The organism is Chryseolinea sp. H1M3-3 (genome assembly GCF_029360725.1).
In the GTDB taxonomy this organism is placed as follows: domain Bacteria; phylum Bacteroidota; class Bacteroidia; order Cytophagales; family Cyclobacteriaceae; genus Chryseolinea.
In genome coordinates this window covers 12,856-35,345 of the sequence record NZ_JARKMY010000015.1, presented here as the reverse complement: position 1 = coordinate 35,345, position 22,490 = coordinate 12,856, and the positions used below count along the sequence as shown (strand labels likewise).

General features: G+C 42.9%; 23 protein-coding genes. 17 read left to right on the top strand and 6 right to left on the bottom strand.

The annotated features are described in order from the left end of the window. Window positions 1–55: 55 nt before the first annotated feature. From P2W71_RS23070 to P2W71_RS23005, 14 genes are all read left to right on the top strand, one after another. A complete protein-coding gene (locus P2W71_RS23070; protein WP_276373769.1) occupies window positions 56–646 on the top strand; it encodes a Crp/Fnr family transcriptional regulator in 591 nt (196 codons plus the stop codon). A gap of 57 nt (window positions 647–703) precedes the next feature. Beyond that, on the top strand, window positions 704–1,303 hold the full coding sequence (gene nudK, locus P2W71_RS23065) for a GDP-mannose pyrophosphatase NudK (RefSeq protein ID WP_276373768.1): 600 nt from the start codon (window positions 704–706) through the stop codon (window positions 1,301–1,303). A gap of 81 nt (window positions 1,304–1,384) precedes the next feature. Next, on the top strand, window positions 1,385–1,756 hold the full coding sequence (locus tag P2W71_RS23060; RefSeq protein WP_276373767.1) for a DUF4406 domain-containing protein: 372 nt from the start codon (window positions 1,385–1,387) through the stop codon (window positions 1,754–1,756). Between the two features lie 15 nt (window positions 1,757–1,771). Next, a complete protein-coding gene (locus P2W71_RS23055) occupies window positions 1,772–2,572 on the top strand; it encodes a TVP38/TMEM64 family protein (protein WP_276373766.1) in 801 nt (266 codons plus the stop codon). 126 nt (window positions 2,573–2,698) lie between these two features. After that, window positions 2,699–3,250 (top strand): sigma-70 family RNA polymerase sigma factor, encoded by a 552-nt coding sequence (locus P2W71_RS23050; protein WP_276373765.1) that lies wholly within the window; start codon window positions 2,699–2,701, stop codon window positions 3,248–3,250. After that, complete coding sequence (locus tag P2W71_RS23045; protein ID WP_276373764.1) at window positions 3,234–3,503, top strand: hypothetical protein; 270 nt, start codon at window positions 3,234–3,236, stop codon at window positions 3,501–3,503. The genes P2W71_RS23050 and P2W71_RS23045 overlap by 17 nt, the downstream gene beginning before the upstream one ends. Before the next feature lie 3 nt (window positions 3,504–3,506). Continuing rightward, entirely contained in the window at window positions 3,507–4,172 is a 666-nt protein-coding gene (locus P2W71_RS23040) for an ATP-dependent Clp protease proteolytic subunit (RefSeq protein WP_276373763.1), read from the top strand. A 206-nt stretch (window positions 4,173–4,378) separates the two neighbouring features. Continuing rightward, window positions 4,379–4,513, top strand: a complete 135-nt coding sequence (locus tag P2W71_RS23035) for a hypothetical protein (protein WP_276373762.1) — start codon at window positions 4,379–4,381, stop codon at window positions 4,511–4,513. 103 nt (window positions 4,514–4,616) lie between these two features. Further along, window positions 4,617–4,982, top strand: coding sequence for a glyoxalase (locus P2W71_RS23030; protein ID WP_276373761.1), 366 nt, complete (start codon window positions 4,617–4,619; stop codon window positions 4,980–4,982). A 243-nt stretch (window positions 4,983–5,225) separates the two neighbouring features. Next, window positions 5,226–5,825: a dihydrofolate reductase family protein gene (locus tag P2W71_RS23025; RefSeq protein WP_276373760.1), complete on the top strand. Its 600-nt coding sequence runs from the start codon at window positions 5,226–5,228 to the stop codon at window positions 5,823–5,825. Window positions 5,826–5,962: 137 nt separating this feature from the next. After that, window positions 5,963–6,385, top strand: coding sequence for an SRPBCC domain-containing protein (locus P2W71_RS23020; protein ID WP_276373758.1), 423 nt, complete (start codon window positions 5,963–5,965; stop codon window positions 6,383–6,385). Between the two features lie 307 nt (window positions 6,386–6,692). After that, window positions 6,693–7,550 carry a helix-turn-helix transcriptional regulator gene (locus P2W71_RS23015; RefSeq protein ID WP_276373757.1) on the top strand — a complete coding sequence of 286 codons (858 nt, stop codon included), beginning with the start codon at window positions 6,693–6,695 and terminating at the stop codon, window positions 7,548–7,550. A gap of 212 nt (window positions 7,551–7,762) precedes the next feature. Then, window positions 7,763–9,061 (top strand): serine hydrolase domain-containing protein, encoded by a 1,299-nt coding sequence (locus tag P2W71_RS23010; RefSeq protein ID WP_276373756.1) that lies wholly within the window; start codon window positions 7,763–7,765, stop codon window positions 9,059–9,061. A 557-nt stretch (window positions 9,062–9,618) separates the two neighbouring features. Beyond that, the gene (locus P2W71_RS23005) at window positions 9,619–10,539 is read left to right on the top strand and encodes a DUF1444 family protein (protein WP_276373755.1); all 921 of its coding nucleotides are present in this window, start codon (window positions 9,619–9,621) and stop codon (window positions 10,537–10,539) included. Between the two features lie 7 nt (window positions 10,540–10,546). Here the strand turns inward: P2W71_RS23005 and P2W71_RS23000 are convergent, their stop codons facing one another. From P2W71_RS23000 to P2W71_RS22975, 6 genes are read right to left on the bottom strand one after another with little or no spacing between them, the layout of a single operon-like run. Then, entirely contained in the window at window positions 10,547–12,076 is a 1,530-nt protein-coding gene (locus P2W71_RS23000) for a N,N-dimethylformamidase beta subunit family domain-containing protein (RefSeq protein ID WP_276373754.1), read from the bottom strand. Between the two features lie 57 nt (window positions 12,077–12,133). Then, the gene (locus tag P2W71_RS22995) at window positions 12,134–13,798 is read right to left on the bottom strand and encodes a hypothetical protein (protein ID WP_276373753.1); all 1,665 of its coding nucleotides are present in this window, start codon (window positions 13,796–13,798) and stop codon (window positions 12,134–12,136) included. After that, window positions 13,795–14,619: an aldolase gene (locus tag P2W71_RS22990; protein ID WP_276373752.1), complete on the bottom strand. Its 825-nt coding sequence runs from the start codon at window positions 14,617–14,619 to the stop codon at window positions 13,795–13,797. Before P2W71_RS22990 ends, P2W71_RS22995 begins: the two co-directional genes overlap by 4 nt. Before the next feature lie 59 nt (window positions 14,620–14,678). Next, entirely contained in the window at window positions 14,679–16,082 is a 1,404-nt protein-coding gene (locus P2W71_RS22985) for a hypothetical protein (RefSeq protein WP_276373751.1), read from the bottom strand. Window positions 16,083–16,093: 11 nt separating this feature from the next. Beyond that, a complete protein-coding gene (locus P2W71_RS22980; protein WP_276373750.1) occupies window positions 16,094–17,485 on the bottom strand; it encodes an aspartate aminotransferase family protein in 1,392 nt (463 codons plus the stop codon). Window positions 17,486–17,502: 17 nt separating this feature from the next. After that, window positions 17,503–18,267, bottom strand: a complete 765-nt coding sequence (locus P2W71_RS22975; protein ID WP_276373749.1) for a DeoR/GlpR family DNA-binding transcription regulator — start codon at window positions 18,265–18,267, stop codon at window positions 17,503–17,505. A gap of 116 nt (window positions 18,268–18,383) precedes the next feature. Between P2W71_RS22975 and P2W71_RS22970 the strand changes: the two genes are divergently transcribed. Genes P2W71_RS22970 through P2W71_RS22960 form a run of 3 tightly spaced genes read left to right on the top strand, consistent with a single transcriptional unit; the run spans window position 18,384 to window position 22,347 of the window. Continuing rightward, window positions 18,384–19,196, top strand: coding sequence for a hypothetical protein (locus tag P2W71_RS22970; protein WP_276373748.1), 813 nt, complete (start codon window positions 18,384–18,386; stop codon window positions 19,194–19,196). A 47-nt stretch (window positions 19,197–19,243) separates the two neighbouring features. After that, window positions 19,244–20,758 carry an FGGY family carbohydrate kinase gene (locus P2W71_RS22965; RefSeq protein ID WP_276373747.1) on the top strand — a complete coding sequence of 505 codons (1,515 nt, stop codon included), beginning with the start codon at window positions 19,244–19,246 and terminating at the stop codon, window positions 20,756–20,758. Further along, window positions 20,755–22,347: a sodium/solute symporter gene (locus P2W71_RS22960; RefSeq protein WP_276373746.1), complete on the top strand. Its 1,593-nt coding sequence runs from the start codon at window positions 20,755–20,757 to the stop codon at window positions 22,345–22,347. The genes P2W71_RS22965 and P2W71_RS22960 overlap by 4 nt, the downstream gene beginning before the upstream one ends. Window positions 22,348–22,490: the final 143 nt, after the last annotated feature.

Genomic DNA, 22,490 nt, shown 5'->3' with positions numbered 1-22,490 from the left:
GGGATTGAGAATGGCGCGCTACTCATAACATCAAAATACGAATGATGAAAAATCCATGGATTCAAAGCTGATACTTGAAAATATTTCAAAACACATTCATTTGACGGATGAAGAAATTTCTCACTTCACGTCTCTATTAAAGCTTAAGGAATTTTCGCGCAAGGAATTTTTATTGAAGGAAGGGCAAGTAGCACGCGATATTAATTTTATTCATTCCGGGGCCTTGAAGGCATTTTACCTCGACACCAATAGTAATGAAAATATAATTATGTTGGCGATTGACGATTGGTGGATTACGGATATGTACAGCTTTACCATGCAGAAGCCGGCAATGCAATATATCAGCGCTATGGAAAACAGTGTTGTGCTCCAGCTCAGCAAAAGTAATTTCGATCAGCTATTAATTGACATTCCTGTGTTCGAGCGTTTCTTCAGAATCCTCATGCAAAACGCTTACATCCGTGAACAACTTCGTATCATTCAGAATTTGTCATTGCCTGCAGAAGAACGTTATTTAAATTTCGTTAAGAAATATCCACAATTGATTCAACGCGTAACACAGAAGCAAATCGCTTCATACATTGGTGTTAGCCCTGAATTTTTAAGCGCCATGCGAAAGCGTATTCATAAAAAAGGTTTTTCTTAATGTACATTAAGTTTTTTTTCTCAGGTAATTTATTGCTTTACGTTTGAATACACGGTAATGGAAAATGAAAGGGTAAAGATCATTAGCAGTGAAGTGCTTTCTGACAATTGGTATGTTCTAAAGAAATTCACTTTTAAGTACCAGCTTCACGATGGTTCGTGGCAGGAACAAGTTCGTGAGGCATATGACAGAGGGAATGGTGCGACCATTTTGCTATACAACAAAGTAAAGGAAACGGTAATCCTTACACGGCAATTCCGGTTACCGACGTTTATCAACGGCAACCCCACCGGTATGTTAGTGGAAGCTTGTGCCGGACTGCTTGATAAAGAAAATCCTGAAGAATGTATTCGCCGGGAAACGGAAGAAGAGACTGGCTACAAGATTAATGACGTCAAAAGAGTATTCGAATTGTACATGTCGCCAGGATCAGTAACCGAAATATTATATTTTTTTGTGGCCGAATACTCGGAGGAGCAGAAAGTAAATGAAGGCGGGGGCGCAGAACATGAACATGAAAATATTGAAGTGCTTGAACTTCCGCTCAAAAAAGCGATTAGCATGATGAAAAACGGTGAGATTAGGGATGCCAAGACTGTTATTTTGTTACAGTATGTGATGCTTCACGGACTTTTGAAAGCTGATTACAACGAGTAGGTCAGAAGTCTTACGTCAGTAGACAATCGAGATCAGCACGCTTATGCCTAATTTCATCATAAATCGTAACAATAATAACCTATGTCATCACTCATGATCCTCGTCGCCGGACCTTACCGATCCGGTACAAATGATAACGCCGAATTGATTCAGGCAAATGTTAAACATATGACAACGGTGTCGCTGGAGCTTTTCCGGAAGGGTCATTTACCTGTAATGGGAGAGTGGTTTGCCTTGCCGTTAATTGAAGAAGCCGGTTCAAAGCAAATTGGGGATGATATTTTTAATTCAATTTTTCATCCTGTTGCTATCCAACTTATCAATCATGTTGATGCTGTCTTACGGATTGGCGGTAGTTCAGCGGGTGCCGATGAAATGGTTAAAGTTGCAAGAGAAAAAGGTAAAATCGTTTTTTTAAACAAAGAAGACATTCCGGTGGTTAGTGCTATATAGTACAAACAAACCGTCATGGCACGAGGAAAAGGATTTTTTAGGCAAACACCTTTTATCATTTATCTTTCCTTGGCGGTTGCATTTGCTGCCAGTTATTTTTTCATTCCAGAGTTTAAGCAAGAGATCAATACCGCCGCAGATGTGCTTACTGGTGAGGATGACGCTCGCATTCAACGGTGGGTCTCCACGTTTGGCATATTTGGGCCGGTCATAATTATTCTGGGCATGATGTTGCAAATGTTTTTGTTTGTGATTCCCAATGTTTTATTAATGATGATCGCCATTGTTAGCTATGGTCCCGTATGGGGCGCCGTGATTTCTTTTGCGGGTGTGTTTGCAGCTTCATCGTTGGGGTACTTCATCGGACAAAAACTAAGCAGGGTAACACTGGGCAGGTTTGTGAGCATTCAAAACCAGCGCAAGATTGCAGAATACATTCAGGATTACGGTGTTGGCGCAATCATGATTACGCGTTTATGTTCTTTCTCGAATGATGCATTGAGCTTTATGGCAGGTTTGTTAAAGATGGGTTATAGAAAATACATTGTAGCGACGTTGATTGGCATAACACCACTCATTATTCTGCTGGCTATCTTTGGTAAGAATGAAAAAATTGAATGGGCGCTCGTTTGGATTACGGCAGCATCCCTGATTTTGCTGATTATTTATGTTGTGGTTGACCGCCGTAGAAAGAAAAGGATTCGTAGCCAGATTGTTGAAAGACTGCCGTTAACTAGCGTTAATAATACTCACCAATCGCTAGGCGATTTGCAATTAAAAAAACCTGAGAACAGTAAAAAAGCCTCACACACCTGAGTATCCGCCGGTAGACGACTAATCACTTTCCTTGAACGCATACCTTCACGCGTTCAGTCGGCGCCAAAAATATTTCATAAAACAAGGTGATATTTGTAGCAACAAATGCACTTACCAATAAAGACTATGGAAGTCACAGAAACACAATCCAATATTACAATTTCGGAGGACCGCCTACGGTGGTTTACCCAACTGTATGAAGATGCATTCCCTAAGGTGGCCAGATTTGTGGCCAACAGGGGAGGATCTTTTGAAGATGCAAGAGACATCTTCCAGGATTCCCTTGTGATCTTGTACGAAAAAACAGTCCTTGAGAAATTGGAAATTACCGTGTCGTCCGAATATTATTTGGTCGGAATCGCAAAACACTTGTGGATTCGGAAATTTAATGATGACCAAAAAAAAGTTGGACTGGAGGCAACGGAAAGTGAGATAACTATTCCAGCCGATTACTTTGATACATCCTTCAACCGACTTGCCAGCCTGCTGGAATTGACGGGCAGAAAATGCGTTGAATTACTACAGGCTATCTATTATGATAACCTCTCTTTAAAAGAGATTAAATCAGTGTTTGGGTTTTCGTCAGTCCATTCTGCCTCTGTACAAAAATTCAAATGCATCGAAAGAATGAGAAATATGGTAAAAGCTAAATCAATGGGATATGAAGACTTCAAATGACATTAGCCAAATTGAAAAATATATTTTCGGAAAATTACCCACTTCTTCCAGATTGCTTTTTGAAGCAAAACTCTTAATTGATCCGTTGCTCAATGTCCATGTAGAAATGCAGCGTAAACTTTATTCAATTATTCGTGTCTCTGGCCGTAGAAAAATAAAGTCGGAAGTTTCCCGTGTACACCAAACGTTGTTTACAGATCCATCGTATCAAACATTCCAGAAAACCACCTTTGAATTATTTTCTAAAAAATAAACTATGATGTTTCAATCGAGTATCATTCCCATGGTTATTGACAGCAGTGGCCATGGCGAGCGCGCTTATGATATCTACAGCCTATTGTTAAAAGAACGAATTGTATTTTTGGGCACTAAGATCGACGATCAAGTTGCGAATGTCATCGTCGCACAGCTGCTATACCTGAATAGCCTTGACCAGAAACAGCCTATCAATTTGTATATCAATAGCCCGGGCGGAAGTGTCTATGCAGGTCTTGCTATTTATGACGCGATGCAAATGATTCAGGCACCAGTCTCTACCGTGGCTGTTGGTGTGTCTGCGAGTATGGGCACAGCGTTGCTAACGTCGGGGCAGAAAGGAAAACGTTATGCCTTACCTCATGCAACGATACACATGCATCCAACCGGCGGCGGTGCACAGGGTTATACGGAAGATGTTCGCATTGCTACACGCGAGCAAGAACGCTTACAAGCACAACTCTTTCATTTGATGGGAAAGCACTCAGGCCATACGTGGCAGGAGATTGAAGAATATTTCTTAAGGGATCGGTACTTAAATGCAATGGAAGCAAAAGCATTTGGGTTGGTTGATGAAGTTTTAGGCGATGTAAGTGATATCATAACCATAGGTAATACACCATTAAGCGTCTTTTTTCCACAGTCAAAAGCGATCGCAGAGAAGTGACATTAGTAAATCGATGAAGAATTCACAAGTGGTGATGACCACACTTGTAGTTGTCTGTGTTTTATGATCGGCGGATTTTTGCCCTTCTGCGCTAGCATTTTCATTGCATCAGAATTTTTCGTAGGTTGTTAACGTGCGCTGCTATGCAAACACTCGATAAATTTGTATTGGATAATGACATGAGGTTAAAGTGAAAAATAGTGTTTATGGAATATATAATACCGTTTCAAATTGCACTGGGTATCGTCTTTCTATGGTGGTTATTCAGAAATAGTATTCTAAATGCATATTATTTACAATGGAAAAGTCGTGTTCGTAAATATTTTTGTGAAATGGAGTGATACCTATCTGGACGATTAGTGTAAATCCACATGGGAAATTTTACAAGGTACATACTTGATTTTGACCAATTTCAATTCTTCAATCATTCGTGACAAAAATCAAATGATGGAACATAAAGCAAAATCGATTCGACCCTTCATTGGAGCTAAAAACTTTGAGTTGTCCAGAAATTTCTACCGCGATTTAGGTTTTGAAGAAAGTGTTTTGGCTCCGAACATGTCGTATTTCAAAACCAAAGGATTGGGCTTTTATCTCCAAGATGCTTACGTTAAAGACTGGATTGATAATTCGATGATTTTTTTAGAGGTGGAGGATGTTGATCGGTTCTGGAATGAACTTCGGGCTCTGGACCTCGCAAATAAATATGAAGGAGTAAGACTGGTTCCAGTTCGAAAACTCCATTGGGGCAAGGAGTGTTTTTTGCATGACCCAGCGGGAGTCCTCTGGCATTTTGGGGAATTCTCTTGATTTGGGCGATGAGAGCAAGGAGGAATCCTTCGCATCGGTCCGCGCCTGATAAAAATTGAATTGTCTAAAAATAAGAGGTTAATCAAATCAGAGAATGCGTAAGACAGCGTATAGGCTTTTAGATATTCCATTACTTTCTGATAATAGGATACATAGGTGTCGCAAATAGCCTCTGCAATGTCGTATTTACACCGGCCTCGCAGCCTATATGTTGCTAGCTTTGACGGAAGGAAAAGACTGGCAATGAGAAAACTAGTGTTGGAGGTGCAGATATCGATCGATGGATATATTGCAGAAACAGACGGAAAAACAGATTGGATGATTTGGAATTGGGGGCCCGAATGGAAATGGGATCAAGCATTGCGGACTTATCATACCGATCTAACAAAATCCGCTGATTGTTTTTTGATAAGCAGGCAAATGGCAGAAGAAGGATTTATTGCGCATTGGGCACACGTATCACAAAATCCCGACGACCCGAGATATTCATTTGCAAAACATATTTCGGATACACCGAGGGTCGTCTTTTCTAAAACCCTGAAAAAATCAAAACCAATACCTGGCGGGTGGCAGAATACCGACCTAGCAAGCGGTGACGTTGTAGAAGAAGTGCTTAAACTTAAGGGCCAAAAAGGTAAAAACATGCTTGTATATGGGGGAGCGACTTTGGTATCTTCATTGATTAACGCACAACTTGTTGATGAGCTTCATTTGATTATAAACCCTGTCGCATTAGGAAAAGGCCTTCCGATTTTCAATGACAGGCAGCATATGAATTTGGTCACAGCCAAATCTTTTGATAGCGGAATTGTGGTGCTGCATTACGAACGAAAGCCCAATTAGAAAAACATTATAAACTAGCATTTACTTTCATAGCGTTGCTTCCTGCGAACGGATATGGTAACATGATAAATTCAGGAATCAATCATGCGCTCGAAAGATTCGCTGCTCGCTATTTAAAATCGCTTCAAATAAATTCTATGCAGACAAATTTCAAATCTACGTATCAAACATTTATCAAAGCCCCGGTTAATAAGGTCTGGGAAGCCTTAGTCAACCCGGAGATGGTTCGCGAATATTTCTTCGGCTCAAGTCAGATAACCGACTGGAAAGTAGGCAGTCCCATCATTTGGGAAGGGGAGTATGAAGGCAAAAAATATCAAGACAAAGGAGTAGTTTTAGAATATATTCCCAACGATACACTTAGCTTCAGTTACCTGAGCAATTGGGCTGGGCTACCGGACCAGCCTGAGAATTATCTCTTTGTTAAATATGAGGTTACGCAGGTAGAGGGCGGGACTAAACTCTCTATTACTCAGTCAAACTATGACGAAGGGAAGGCTAAACATTCTGCTGAGAACTGGGCGGTGGTAATCGACGGCCTTAAGAAGCTGGTTGAATAAATAATGGGGCTTGGGTTCGTCTGGAAACAGGCAGCTGCATTTTACAAATTTGAAGCATTCACGCTTTAAGTTTTTGTAATTCTTAAAATTTCATGGAACTGAGCTTCATCAACGAATTAGAAATCTCGATTCAGTAAGTAGCTGATTATGTGATTGGTACAGAAAATTATATGCAATGGCGGGTAAATGTCGGGTGAAGTTCCCACTGATTTTTTGAACAGTTCATCACTTCAAAGTAAAATTGTCTTAAGCAATTCTCTGAACGAACTTACTATTGAAGTCGGCAGGTCACAATAAATCCAACACCATGAAACAGCCAGCGTTAGGACGAAAAATTACCGAATTACGAAAGGCAAAAGGTCTGACCCAGGAAGACCTTGTTGAAAAATGCAACATAAGCGTGCGGACCATCCAAAGGATTGAAGCCGGGGAGGTGGTGCCAAGGAGTTATACTGTAAAAACAATACTCACCGCGCTGGACTATGACCTGGATCAAATTTCCTTTGACGATAATACATCGGCCAAATCCGGTTCGAACTGGCTGCGGGATTTGATATTGATTGATGTGGATTTAAATAAATCTTCCGATTTTTTACTTAGACAGTTAAACATCGCATGGGTGTTTGGCGTGATCTATTTTATTCTGGGATTCTTGGAAGGGCCTGTTGAATATTTAAGGCTAGTGGAAAAAGAAATGATACTCAGTGATACGGTGTATGTTGTGTTAAAAACATTCATAATCATTTCTTTCTTATTCTTCCAAAGGGGCATAATTATCATTGCCGGAATATTTGAGAATTATTTGTTGAAAATAATAACGGTGATTCTGATAGGTGCTTATGTTTTAATCATAGGATATGATATCGTTTCCACGTTTTACGACTCCCTGGAAGGCGAGCTTATCGTTTTGGCGGCTTCGGTCTCGCTGGGTGGCATTGGTATCATTTATGGAGTTGCGTTGAGACGACTTGACAAATCTCTGGGAAGGGTCGCAGAGTTAGCGGGAATCTTTGAAATTGTAGCAGCGTGCTTTTTCCTTACCATTATTTTATCTTTCATTGGATTGATAATTCAAGTTCCGGCGGTGCTGTTGGAGATCATTGTTATTTTTAAAGCGATCGACGTGATTAAGTCCAAGCAGCCTGATGGCAGCTTGGCAATGTGAACAGTGCAAGGGAGAAATCAGTTGATTAAGAAAAAACATGCGAATTGATATTACGCTCCGGTCATAAGCCTTTCCTACCTGTTCTCATAATAGACTTTTGTATTTGCCAGAATTTAACCTCTTTCAGTTCGCTAATAAACCTGTTAACTTAAAAGAGACTTAGCATTCACACCCTGAGTTCGAGCAAAACCAATTAACCTATAATAAATTCAATGAACAAAATCATTTATGTTTTACTCGGTGCACTTATTTTTGTGGGTGCATGCCAGCCTTCAAAGACAGTCGAGAGTACTGAAAGTGTTTCCTATGTTGTTAACGACTCGGCCAAAACCCGTATTGATGCAACGCTGAAAAGCTTGGTCGATTCAGGAAAAATTGCCGGTGTATCTGCTTTAATTGTTGAAAAAAACAAGGAGGTATATTTCAACGCTTTTGGTCATGCTGACAGGGAATCAAATATTCCGATGGACCGAAACACCCTGACGAGAATTTTTTCGATGACCAAACCTGTGACGGGCGTTGCATTGATGACCCTGTATGAAAAAGGGGCCTTCCAATTAGATGATTCGCTTGCAAAGTATGCTCCTGAGTTTGCTAACATGAAAGTGTTTAAAGGAATTGATGCTTCCGGAAAGCTAATATTGGAGCCTGCGAAACGTCCAATTACCATCCGCGATATTACCCGTCACACTGCTGGGTTTGCAACTAACCCTGAAATGCCAGGCCTTGGACCCTTGTTAAAAGCGGCTGACCCAATGAACAAAGAAAATACCCTGGCAGAAATGGCGAAAAAACTGGCGAGTCTCCCGTTGGCGTTTCACCCAGGCGAGCAATGGGCGTATGGCCCATCCGTAGATGTACAGGCATTTTTAGTGGAACGTTTGTCTGGCAAACCATTCGACCAATACATTAAAGAAACAATCTTTGATCCGCTTAAAATGTCCAATACACGATACGTTGTGCCGGAAAGCGACAAAGCCAGATTTGCGGCATTGTACAGAAAAGGTGATGATGGGAAATTATCACGAATACCCGATGAAGATGCCAATGCGTTTAATTCAAAAGATTGGCCGTTGAAGCCGGGTGGATTTGGTTTAACATCAACCGTAGATGACTATATGCGTTTTGCACGCATGCTTGTGAATGAAGGCACCTTCGACAATGCTACGATTTTAAAACCAGAAACTGTTAAATTGATGGCAACGAATCACTTGGCGGACAGTGTTAAAGAACGCATGTGGCTGCCAAGCAAAGGCCAGGTCGGATTTGGAATAGACTTCGCTGTACGTCTCCATCCTCCCGCCACTGCGTCTGAAAACAATGGCGTCGTAGGAGAGTTCTTCTGGGATGGTGCAGCAAGTACTTTATTTTGGGTAGATCCGGTGAATGAGCTAACGGCGGTCTTATTTGTTCAGGTATTACCATTTGATGGCAAACTTCATAAAAAATTCCGCGATGCGATATATGGACCGTATAGTCCTCAGGATTCCAAAGCGGTCTCATTAAAATAGCATTTGATCGTTATCCTCATATCTTTTATGGGGATAACGGTTTCAAAAGGTCATTGAAACAAAACGTTCCAATTCGATTGTGCACCGTGCGCCCTTGCTCTAGCTTTTTAGGGTGGTTTTTTCCGTAAAAAAATCTAGAACTGATACCTCTATTTTTCCTGAAATTGCAATTGCACAACAAAAATTACTTCACGCGCCTACCGACTTCCAAATCGACTCTCGTAACCGAACATTATTGAGGTTGCTAATTGATTCGCTTAAATTCCAATCGTTTGGCCGTATTCCAACTGCTTAGCCTCATAGCCTTGGTCGAACGCCTTGAGGAGATCTAATTATTGCGATCTCTGCGTCTGAGTATTTTGACCAAATCAGGATCAATCTGACTTCCGTATTAAATGACCGGATTGGTTTACTTGTGGAATTTTTAGTGGAGGTATCTTTCAAATTACAAAAGGCTGTCTCCGGACTTGAGCGAACGGTGGAAATGTTGCGTCTGCGTGTATCTCCTCCGTCATCCTTGTTACTTTCATTTTACTTGACCTTGCATTAAACTAAAAATGTTTAACCTATTCAAAAAAGCAAAGTTATTACCATTGCCGTCAAGCTACGCTGGACTGGTTGACCAAAAAGGATACAACTTCATTGTTGAATTGTATAAAAAGTATCTTGATAATGCGGGTCAGAAAATATTGGAAATTAACGAAGGCGAAATTGTCGTAGATCTTGGCAACCAGCCAAGACATTATTACTTGGATAACCTGGTTCGTGTCCTGGCAAAAAACGACAAGGCCGATTGGGATCGCCTCGTCAATGAACATCTTGACAAAAATCAGGTGATACCTTTTGCTAAGGAATACCTATACAGTGATTTTGAATATGCGGCGCAATTTCTGAAAGTGTATTTAAAATCATCAGACACCTTTCCAAAGATCAAGATTAGCGATTATGTACATCGGATGGATCTGCCCGAGACGTATACGTTTCTGATTCTTGATTTTAGCGAGCAATTTCATTTTATCAAGCGTGAGAACATTAAAGATTGGAATAAGTCGGAGGAAGAATTATTTGAGATCGCGTTAAGCAATGTGTCAGTAGAGACCATCGAAGTAAACGAAGAGTTGTTTCAAAATCAATACAACATGTTTACATTTTTTAGCGGCGATTTTTCTGCAAGCTACATCGTTGAACTGGAAAAAAATGCTGGATTCAGTATTGGCACCCATGGGAGTATCGTCGCTATTCCCACAAAAGGTTCCGCATTTGTACATCCCATTGAAAACGATGAGGTACTGGATGTAATTGGTGCACTCTCTGACGTAACGAAAAAGTTCTATGCAGAAGACCCCGGCAACATCACCATGAACTTTTATTGGTATCACGATGGCAAATTCGATTTGTTTCCAAAAGAAAAAGCTGAAAAAGGATACGTCACGATAAAGTGGCCGGTAGAATTAAAAGAACGATTAGGAATAGAATAGTTTTTCATCAATCGCCCGTCGTATCGCCTCGTCGGCTGTTGCTTGTAGATGCCCCACCAATTGCTCTGTCTAATAAATTCTTGGTGATTCTTTGAATCTTCGGATCGTCTTTCACATAATTTACAACTTTTTTTCCGAGATCGCCTTGGTTGTTAACAGGGGTCTGGAAACCTGGAGGTGTGGACAGTGGTAAATTCCAAAAGCATGTACCTGCATTGAAAACAAAATTACCCTTAGCGGCGGTGTAAATCGTGACGGCGTGTGCAGGCGGATTATCGTTGGCGAATTTGTTTGGCTGTATATCACAAGTACCCAATACTACAAGACTTGTATCCTTTTTTAACGGATAGCCATGATATTCCCAACCTACCAATTCCTTAGTAACATCACCATCTTTAAGGTTTGTTCCCTGAAACATCCAGTGATGCGTGCTTTTCCAAACAATGTCACCATACCCGACACCGTAAGATGATGAACCCATTAGTTCCTCCTCATCGGGAAGTTCTCTTTCGGGTAGGCGACCCGTTATTCTGTTGGGACGACCGTCCCAGGATTTGTCCAGGTAAACTGATCCATCCACCGAATTTCCGCATAGAAAAAGCAAATTGACGCCTTCATCACGTGCGTGGCTAACATTCTTAACCATCGTGGGTGTCCAATATTCATCATGGCCCACCGATAGAAATGCTTTTCCTCTCAGGAGCCCGTTGGGATCTGCATGCGTATCGGTGTTTGAAATATAAGTTACGTCGTAACCTTCTTTCTCCAGCCAGAACGCAAGCGGAAATTCCCACAACAGAAATTCCCCCGATCCATTTGATAACGGGGCGAAATCCATAGGCAGGGCGTTTATATACAACGAATATGGCCTATCAAAACTTATGCGTGCGCCATTGGTGTTAACCCAAGCCTTTTGCCCTTCGTCATACATGGAGTGCCAGTAGGGATATCGATTGTACGCTTGCCATGTCATATCAGAACATTGAAATATAACGTCAGCGTCACGTTGGTCTTTTAATATGAAGATGACGTAAGATTGATCATTATTTTGTGTTGTAAGTTTTCCGAGGTAAACACCACTGACCCATTCTTTTGGAATAGCCATGGAATAGGCAGTATCCCATTTGCATTCCACAAGATTATTTTTCCCGGCCGTTGGAACGACTTGTGGTTTGCCCTGCAGGGTCTCCGACGATTTCATTAATCGTCCGCCGTTGCCGCCGTAATAGCCCATTCTATATATTTCAATGTTGTAAGAAGCTGCCGGATTGGTACTGACAAAAATATGCAGCGTATCACCCGTCTGGTAGCTTGCCTTTGAACAAAACGCTTCCACTTCAGGGCGCCTGCAATATTGATGGTCAGGATAGTCGCAATGTTTTTCAGGCACGTTGATCAGCCATGAAGTTGTACCTTCAAGTTTGTTTTCCCGAACAATCCTATTTTCTGTTGGCGTAGGCACAGCTTTTTGATCATTGGTTTTGCATTGAAAGAATAGCACGCTTATTAAAATGAAGAGGAGCAGAGAGGTTTTCATTTTATCATTAGTTAAATGAATATCGATTGTTATGTATCAAGGACGATATCATTCAACTCATTTTGAGACCGTGATCTCGTTTCCATTTGAATAATTGATTTTCAATAGTCCGCCTTTTTCCATAGCGGTCCATGACCACGCATTGTCGGACGTTTTTTTCTCGACCAGCTTATTATTTCCGATGGAGATCGACTTTGGTTTAGCATTCATCCGGACGGTTAGGTGACCTTTGTTGTCATGCGTTTTCATTTGTATCGAACTGTTGGAATAGCTAATTTTTTGGATGGCAGATGAAGAACGAAGAACGTGATCCTGATCTAACGGCACCCATTCCGGCACGGCTGCATAACCGTCTAAGAAATGGCGGATGTAATCGCTGTATCCGTCGCTAAACCAACTGCTTGGCCACGTGGGACCTACACGCACAACGCCGTTCTGATCTGTGCTGTAGGTTGCATTGTTAAAATACCGATATGCCTTTTCTTTGAACCTTACATCACCAGTGCGTTCGTACCAGAGCGCGCAAATACTTGCAAACCTTGCCGTATGACTTCCCATCGGTTCATAACACCAGGTTTGTTCTTTAATGGCATCCATACCTTCCGTTCCAAATGCTGATTCTACCCAATGGAGCAGCGCAGGAATTGTCCTGTCAATGTCGGCATCAAGATGGGGATTGCGCAAGATGTGGCGCGCTGTTTCCATTGGCGTAACCTGATTTCTGTTGGCTTGCCGGGGATCACTGGGAACATCTTCGAAGTAGGCGTTCCAGATATAAGTTTTCATGGGGCCGCCTTTAGAATACAGCCAGTGCCAGGCCATATCCCTCGCCCTCGTCCATGACTTGACTTGTTCGTTCGTAACTGCAATGGTAGGGCGGATGCGAAGTAATTCCTCAAACAACTTAGCAGGTTCAACTACATTTGAGCAGAACTCATCAATGATTTTTCCATTCCTTGCATTGATCCGGAAGGGCCACGGTGATTTATCGGTGATAGGTTCACCAGCATCTATTTTTTCAATGTCGCGAATATTTGTTGCCAATGCGTCAGCACAATGTATTGCTGCATTTAGGTATGTCGTGTCCATTGTAACTTCATAAAAAAGCAAATAGGCATATCCAAGTTCACCTACTTTATCGGGCTCTATGCCATGAAGTCCATCCCCACGCATGCCATCGTTCTCCCAACGCGTCGCGCCATAATATTCCTTGTTGAACGGATTGCTGCTTGCGTAGGGAACCTGAGGCCATATCCAGCCTTTCTCAGTGGTGCCATGCTTCAACTGATAGTCGAGCATATCTTTCACAATTTTAACGTACGATTCATCCCCAGAGAAAACACGATAGCCCATTACCAGGCTATGAACCATGCCTGCGTAGGTCATGGCGGGATTATGCATCCAGTCTTCGCCGGTTTTTCCAGCATCAAAAGCTTGCTGCCCCTTTAAGTGAGGACCTTCAAAACAACATGTAACAAGGTACAACGGTAGACCTGTACGTGGTTCAATCGGGGTGCCCGTCTTAATAAATTCGCTTGCGAGCTTACACACATGTGCGTATGCAGCGCCAGGTACTTCAGGCTTAAACCACGGAAGAATCTTCCCGGACTTATCTTTAATGATTTTGTAAGCACCTAATGAGTCAAGTGAAAGTTTCTTGTCCTGCGAGGAAACCGTGTACACTGCACTGCACAATACCAACATTAAGAATATTCGTTTCATCGTGTATTAATTTTCGTAAGCTGATCATTAAAATGGACGATCTCCATTAGTTTTCTCGTAATCGCCGCTGGACTCGGATGCTGGATGATGTTTCTACCGTAAACTATCCCGGCAATACCTTGAGCCATCAGGCGTTGTGTACGTAGCAATATTTGTTCATCCGTGGCACGCCCACCCCCTCTGACTAGCACGGGAATTTTTCCGGCAATCTCGACGACCTTATAATATTCTTCGGTGTTATCCGTCGGATCGGCTTTTATAATATCAGCACCGAGCTCGACAGCCTGTCTCACCAGCGGAATTATTTTGGATAAGTCTCCGTCAACGGTATAGCCACCGGCTACTTCATTGGATTTGAAAACCAGCGGTTCAACCATTAGCGGCATTCCATACCGCTCACTTTCTGGCAAGAGGGCAAGAATATTCCTGATACATGACTCTGTTACTTCAGGCGCTCCGGGAATTCGAAACAAGTTCACACAAATGCATGCCGCATCCAGCCTTACGGCTTGTTCAACAGCATGGCCGATAACCAGACTGTACGACGTCGGAAATAATTTGCTTCCGTAAACATTTGCAGTGTCCGTACGAAGCACCAAGGAGGGTTTTTGCTTCCCTTTTATTGATTGGAGATAGTGGGCCTGCCCGACCGTGAGTTGAATAGCGTCGGGGTTTGCCGCCACTACAATATCGATCGCCTCTTCAATGTTTTCAATACCTTGAAGAAAGGAGCTTTCGCCAAAGAAGCCATGGTCAATTGCGACATCAAAACATTTGCCTGAAATGGGATTGAAAAGTCGATTAAGTCTGAATTGCTTCATTGTAAAAAACCGGTTCTTGAAAATCTTAAACTTCGACAACTTTTTTTATCACGAACGCATTAACCTTTTTGCGGCAGCGATGTCGTTGCAACTACTTCGGAATCGTCCATTACTTTAATATCCAACAGGTAACACAAGTTCTTCAACTCCTCAACATAACTTCCATAGGTCATGGCAAGGTGTTGAGATTGAACATTGTTTAGAATCCGTTGCACAGGAACATCAGTAAATAACTTCACGCTTGGCCAGGAAGGAAGCGGAACGCCCATCTCAACCCATTCAGGGCGTTCCCGTCCTTCACCTGTTATAATATGCATTTGATAACCCTCATTAGTTTCCGCCAGACTGGCCAACGTCATGCGTCCTTTTTTTAGATTCGAACATTGTACCAGGCCGTCCAGGAGCACCGTTGATACAGGTTTGATTTGTGGGTTACCGTCAATAAAATCCCAGGGACAGTAGCCATCCTCACCCAATAAAATCCACTCCGGATGATGTTCATAATGTTCAATAAACATGGTTTGATTTCCACTGAGCCAGCGTAACATTAACTCGGCTGTGAGATTTCCCAAATCATTTTCATCTACATAGGGGTATCCTGCCGAGTTAACAATGGACGCGGGTATCGCGTGCGTAAGGCCCATTTCTGAATCAATCCCTTCAACACATTTATAGGAGAAAGCATTGAAATTCTTCTCCTCGCATATCCGTATCGTTGCAAGGCCCATGCGAATGGCTTTTTCAATAACTTCGCCTTTAGGTTTGCCGTGAGGGTACTCCCAATTTTTAGTGATTTCCTGAATTGCAGATGTGACATCGCCGTCGTCCAGGCTAACCATTTTTTTTTGCAGCTGGAGCATATCTACACTTTCAACTTCCACACCTAAATCATTTCTCAGACGCGTCGGATTATACCCGGTTGAATAAAGACCCATATCATTAAAGCCAACCATTCCTAATCGTGCCTTCCGTAAGGCTTTCATCACTTGCGCTGCTTTTCCGAATTTAATTATGCCGTCGATATTCATAGGAGAATCGGGCGCATTAAAGAGATATTTAAACTTCAGTTTCATGAGTTGCATAGGAAGCCGGAGTGAAGTGGAACCGGCGCCTGCCGCGGGGGAAATTAAAGTTCCATGTTCGTCGGTGAATCCGCCGAAGCTGTATAGTATCATTGGCTCATGTCGAAATTCATGAAGCACTGCAAACACCCCGCGTGTATCTATCCAGTTGATGATGTTAATAATCAAAAAGTCCCATGGCTTGGCTTTCAATTCCCCGATGGCACGTTCGGGCTCGACTGTTTCACCGAAAACCGGCGCCGTTTTTACAAGTTCTATCCCGGCAGCCTCAAGTTGTTTCTCGGCATTTGCGCTGATTTTTATGAGATTCGCGGGTTCATAGAACATGGTTCCAAACGAAACATATCCTGCTTTCAGCTTAGGCAACTGGTTATTCTTCATTCCGAATTGACTTAATGGTATCCAAATTCTTTTTCAACCTCCGAAATAGATTCCTCGATAATGTCCATTCCCATGGCCGCAAAATGTTCAGTCATGATTAACGGAGGGGACATTCGCAAGATGTGTCCGGCAGGAATCCAGGCCAGACCTTTGCTGAATGCTTTTTGATAGACCAGTTTCCCAGCCTCGTCGAATGGTTCTTTTGTCGCCTTATCTTTTACAAGTTCGATGCCGAGCAAAAATCCTTTACCTTTTGCATCGCCTACAATGGGATGCTCACTAACCATCTTTTGCATGCGCTTCATAAAGTAGTGTCCCACCGTTCTTACATTTTCTAGTATATCTTCTGTTTCTATCACCTCAATCGAGGCAAGGGCGGCTGCGCACGCCATCGGGTTTCCACCATACGAGGAGCTTGCAGAGATCTTGTTCAGCGCCTCGCCATATTCTTCTTTCACAACCATTGCCGTTACCGGAAATCCGTTTCCAAAAGATTTTCCAAAAGTGATAATATCTGGCGTTGTGTTCCAGTGCGACATGGTCATCCATTCGCCAGTGCGGCCCATGCCTGCTAATACTTCATCAGCGAATAATAAGAAGCCATTTTTGTCGCACCATTTCCTAAGCTTGGGGACAAAGTCGTCGGGTGGGAAAATAGAGCCAGCCCAACCTTGAGCTGGCTCGAGTATCACACAACATACATTCCCAACGGTACCTTCACGGACGAAGTCCGTATAGAAATCGATGTAGGTGTCAGTATCGATTTCACCATTGCTTTTTTTGAACAGTGGCCGGTACGGATCAGGTTTCGGAATCATATAAAATCCGGGGGCACGTGTAGGGCCATAGCTTTGCACATCGCTACGATACATTTGTGCGGCACTTACTGCGCCCATAGTCTTACCGTGAAAATCCCGATAGAACGCAAGAAACTCATGTTTATTTTTGATTGCACGTGCTGCTCTCAAGCCGGCCTCCACCGCAGTTGTTCCATCGCTATAAAGTTGAATAGCGTTCAAACCTTTAGGAAGTATACCAACCATTTTTTCCATTAACTTTTCTTTTACGGGTGTTGAAAAGTCGTGACAATTCATTAGCCGTTTTGCCCAATAAGCAATTGCTTCTGAAATTTTAGGATGACAATGCCCAAGAGAAGTGACGTAAATGCCAGAAGAGAAATCCAGGTAGCGGTTTCCGTCAACATCGGTGAGTGTAATACCATGCCCTTCGCTGAAACATACCGGAAATAGTTTCACCTGCGAACTCAGACCCTTCATGTTGCGCTCGGTCTTCTCGTGCATGCGCTTTGATTCAGGGCCGGGCAGCGCGGTGATGAGACGCGGGATGCCTTGTGCACTTTCCCGCCACCAGTCTTTTGTATGGATGAAGGTTTCTGTAATCAAGGTCTGTTGTTTTTTGATTAATTAATAATCGAAATATGGTTCTTGATATAGGTGGATTTTACAGCCGCTGGTAATTCGTAATCGGTTATCAACGCTTTGAGTATGGAAAGCGGCGCAAATTTCACAGAGGAATTTCGTTCTATCTTAGAGGAGTCGCACAACAGATACACTTCATCGGAAGATGCGGCGATCTTCCGCGATATGGCAGCTTCCTTTTCGTCGTATGTTGTTAATCCTTTTTGAAGGGAGACACCGTCAGCCCCGATGAAGGCTTTATTGGTATGATAATGCTCGAGAGTTATCTCCGAAACCATACCATAGACAGCTTTCCGCTCATGATCGACTTCACCGCCGATAAGATTGATACGGATGTTAGGATATCCAAGCAACTCACTTGCCACAGGCAGCGAATTTGTAATGACAGTCAGGTGACGGATTTTTTTCAGGTACTCGCACAAATGGAATAAGGTTGAGCCGCTGTCAATAAAAATCACGTCACTTTCCTGAATCAGTTTTGACGCCAGTTCCCCAATGTATTCCTTTCGTTCTTTATGAAGCATTGCTTTTTCATCGTACGAAAATAATTTGCGCTGAGCAGGAGCCTTTACTTTGATGGCACCTCCATGTGTCCGCACTAGCAAACCTTCTTTTTCCAATTGATCCAAGTCTCTACGTGCCGTAATTGCTGATACCTGAAATGCATCAATAATGTCCAGCACCTCAACTTGCTGGGTCTGACTTAGTTTATCCATGATAAACCGCTTCCGCTCTTCGAACTTCATGATCGTTTAATTATCTTTTGATCAAAAATAATCAAATAGTTGATGCATTGTATCATAATATTTATAATTTTGATTGTTACTGATCGAATTTGATCATTAAAGATCAACAAAATTCTATGACTGGAAAAGATCTCCGCCTTAATAAACTCTTTAGTAAAGGTGAAAACGCTGTGATAGTCGCCATCGATCATGGCATGTTCGACGGACCCATCGCGGGCATGACAGACTTAAAAACGACAGTCCAAAAAATAAATCCATGCGTTGATGGAGTTCTATTAAGTGCGGGTATGCTCAGGCATGTGCAAGATGCATTCAATTATAAAGGGGCGCCAATGCCTATTGTTCGTTTGAATTGGAGCACTGTTTATTGCTTCCACTGGAAATATAACGATGCGGCTACTGTAATAGCGTCACAGGTGGAAGACGCTTTTGCAGCAGGTGCAGAAGTTGTTCTCATCTCATTAACACTTCAAACGGGAAGTGAATTACAAGATGCGAAAAATGTTGAAGTGTATTGTAAACTAGCCAACGATGCAGCCCGATGGGGAATCCCGGTGGTAGGTGAGTTTTTTCCAACTTATTCCGATGATTTAACACCTGACGAAATGCACAATAAGGTTTATGCGAGTTGCCGGATACTCAGTGAACTTGGCGCGGACCTCATCAAGACTTTTTATACGAACGATTTTAAGAAAGTAACAGGCAGTGTGCCAGTGCCTGTGCTTGGGCTTGGTGCTTCAAAAAAACCGACACAACGGGAGGCCCTGCAGCTTGCCGCAGACGAAATTAACGACGGTGCTCGCGGTGTAGTTTTCGGACGCAACGCCATTCAGGTTAGCGACCCTTTCAATTTTCAGGCGGCTTTATGCGAGGTAGTGAAAGGGAGGCTAACAGTAGATCAAGCATTGAAACAGTACGCGATATCATGACTTAGAAAACAATTTGCCGCGAGCATTGATAGCAGTTAAAACACAATATGGCAAGTAACTTTTTCATCGGTATAGACGCAGGAACAACTTCAATTAAAGCTGTTCTCATGGGCGATGATGGAGAAATTGTTGCAATGGCTATGGAGGAATATGCATTGGAGATGCAACAGGACCGTTGTGAAATTGAAGCCAATCTCTATTTGGAAAAAGCAATATCGGTTATCCGGCAACTCACTAAATCAAATAGGGAATTAGCTAAAAATATCCGGGCGTTGTCTTTCTCTAGTCAGGGTGAAACATTGATTTGTGTTGATCACGAAGGGAGCCCGCTTCGGAAAGCAATTGTATGGTTGGACAATCGGTCGCTCAGTGAAGCCGTTGCGATCGAAGCGAAATTTGGTGCTGAAGAAATTTGTCGCAGAACTGGTCAGCCGCAAGTGCAGCCTTTGTGGCCCGCCACCAGAATCAGCTGGCTTCGCACGCATGAGCCGCTGCTTTTTCAAAGCGTTCATAAATTTTTGCTGGTTGAAGATTACCTGATTTTCAAATTCACTGGAAAATTTGTGGGTGAACAGACCCTGGCTTCCTCGACACTATATTATGATATCAGGCAAAAACAATGGTGGCCGGAAATGTTGACTTACCTGCAGATATCAGAAGAAAGACTTCCTGATATATATCCATCCGGTACTGTGGCAGGTATCGTTCTTCAACCCGTCGCTCAGGAAACCGGACTACCGTCCACTACCAGTATCGTAACAGGCGCTTACGACCACGTTGCTGGCGCATTGGGTGCGGGTAATTTTCAGGGAGGGGCTGTAAGTGAAACCACGGGTACCTCTATGGCAATGGTTGTGACACTGGATAAACCGATTCCCAATTATGTTATTAATCTACCCATGCAATGTCATGCTATACCCGGGAAATATTTGCTCCTACCATACGGACAAACCGCGGGCTTTGTATTGAAATGGTTCAAGGATCAGTTTTGTCAACAGGAAGTGGATGAAAAAAAAGACGATGCGGAAATTTATGATCGCCTTATTGAACAAGCAGAACACATACCGCCCGGATGTGATGGTTTGATCATGCTGCCACACCTGATGGGCTCTGGTTCACCCGAATTCAATTCACACGCCAGGGGTGTCATAGCAGGGATCACCGCAGCAACCACGAAAGGTCATTTTATCAGAGCGATTCTGGAAGCAATTGCATGCATGATGAAACGCAATCTTGATTTATTGAAAGCGTCTGGAATTCATGTCAAAGAAATAAAAGCATTGGGAGGTGGATCAAAAAGCAAATTATGGAATCAGATTAAAGCTGATGTAAGCAATATTCCCATCACAACGGTTCAAGGACAAGAGACAGCGGCAATTGGTGCAGCAATATTGGCGGCAACAGGCAGCGGGTTCTTTTGTTCCATCGAAGCTGCCTGCAATAAAATGGTTAACCTGAGCCAGACATTTATACCAGACCCGAAGCGTCACAAAGTCTACGAAGGTGTATATGCTCGGTATGTAAATCTCACGCACAACCTGGAAAAATATTGGGAAGCATGACATCACTTTCATCCATCGATCTCGTTGTGTTCGGCGTTTACATTTCGGCCATGATATTGATTGGCCTATGGGGTGGGAGGAAGAAAAAAGTAACTGCGGCTGAATTCTTTATCACCAATAAAGCATTGCCCTGGTACATCATCGGTTTCTCTTTTATCGCAGCTACAGTCAGTGCGCAGCAGTTGATTGGCTCTGTAGGATTTTCTTATCGTTATGGATTAGCAGTAGCGAACTGGGAGTGGCTCAACGGGTTCGCGATCCTATTACTGGTATTCATTTTCGTTCCATTCTACATCAGAAAAAAAATTGTCACCATGCCGCAGTTCCTGGGTCTGCGATACGATCGGGCTACACAACGTCTGTTTGCTTACATCACCTTGCTTACATACATTTTTATAAACCTGGCAGGCGTCATTTATTCGGGTGCCTTTGCTTTGCACGCAATTTTTGGTATCAACATCGGTGTAGGAATATGGTCGCTCGCTGTCATTGCCGGGGTTTTTACCATTTACGGTGGTATGGAATCAGTCGCATGGACCAATGTTTTACAATCCGTTTTATTGCTGCTGTCCGGAGTTTTGATTTTTATTTTAGGATGGTACGCGCTACCTGGTGGCTGGGCGCAGATTATAGGAAGCGGCGAACGATCACAGTTGCTATTGCCTTCGTCGCATCCTGATCTTCCGGGAACCGGTTTGTTTGTGTTGATGGTTTCCACCAACGTGTGGTTCTTTTGCACGAATCAATCGATTAACCAATCTTCATTGGGCGCGCGCAATGAGTGGCATGCGAAAATGGGTGTTTTGATGGTAGGTTTTCTTAGCCTGTTTGTAGCGGTGGCCGATGTTTTTCCTGGAATGATAGCATATGCTTTAAATCCAAACCTGGAACGTCCGGATGAGTCATATATTTACCTGGTCAATACGTTGGTCCCCGCTGGCGCGCGAGGACTATTTTTCGCCGTGTTGTGTGGTGGTACGATTACCGCCATCGAAGCGTTGGTAAACGCATCCTCTACGATACTTACACTCGATATTTATCAGAAACATTTTCCGGAAACGGATCAGAAGAAACTGATTGCTATTGGCAGGTTGGGAAGTCTTATGACGTTAACGATAGGAGCATTGTGGGCACCTGTCGTTGCAAGGTTCGACTACATTTTTTCCTACTTCCAGGAATGCTGGGCATTTATTGCAATTCCGGCGGCGGTGATTTTCGTAATGGGAATTTTATGGAAAGGGGTAACAGCAAAAGCTGCATGGGTTACGTTGTGCCTTTCGTTTCCAATGTTGTTACTCCCGTATGTACTGAGGCTCGCCAACATTTCTACGAATGTATATCATGTAGCGGCCCTGGTATTAATTTTTACCACCTTTTTCTGCTGGGTGGTAAGCGTGGCTACAAAATCAGATGCCGAAGTCTCCGGTGCGAGAGACGAGGCTGTCTGGAAATTTTCAATGACGCAATTACCGTCGTCCCTTTTTCCAAATGGATACCCTTGGTACAAGCGGGTTTCGTTCTGGGCTATTGGGATGGTTGTTATATACGTTCTGCTATATGCCAGCCTGGTAGGCAATACGGCTGGCTAGTTTTGTCATCGGCAATGGTTCATTTTCCACGAACCATTTAAGGGAGCATTGGTTTGACCTCAGCGTCGAACGCAATGCGTTTGAAGATCAATTTACGTATCTAAAAAACGAAGCACTATGAGAAATTCGAGGTGGTGACAATT